This is a genomic window from Ruegeria sp. AD11(2025), from assembly GCF_056542405.1.
Window position 1 is genome coordinate 1 of sequence record NZ_JBQFZU010000166.1, and the last position, 537, is coordinate 537.

Sequence of the window (537 nt, forward strand, 5' to 3'; positions counted from 1 at the left end):
CGTAGGCTGCCCCCAGCGCTCCTCCGGCATCGCCAGCGGCTGGCTGAACCCATAGATTGTCAAAGGCACCGTCACGCAGGATTTTGCCATTGGCCACGCAGTTCAGGGCAACACCCCCAGCCATGCACAGATTTCGAATGCCGTGCTCCTGCGCCAGGTCGCGGGTGATGCGCAGCATGATCTCCTCGGTCACGGCCTGAACGGATGCCGCGATATCCATGTGAAACTGTGTCAGCGGATCGGTTTCCGGTTTCCGAACCGGATGGCCAAACAGGTCCTCCAGCGCCTGGCTGGTCATGGTCAATCCAGCCGTATAGTTGAAATACTTCTGGTTCAGGCGGAAGGAGCCGTCCTCTTTCAGATCAACCAGATGTTCAAGGATCAGGTCTTTGTATTGCGACACGCCATATGGCGCGAGGCCCATGACCTTGTATTCGCCAGAATTGACCTTGAACCCTGTGTAATAGGTAAATGCGGAATAGAGCAGGCCCAGAGAATGCGGGAAATGCAATTCCTTGACCAAGGTCAGCTCGTTGC

Annotated in this window: 1 protein-coding gene; it reads right to left on the reverse strand. The window is 56.2% G+C overall.

Annotation, left to right across the window (positions count from 1 at the left end; translation table 11 throughout):
- On the reverse strand, positions 1-537 hold a 537-nt coding region (locus tag ACR1XY_RS24910), incomplete at both ends, for a carbamoyltransferase N-terminal domain-containing protein (protein ID WP_480597563.1).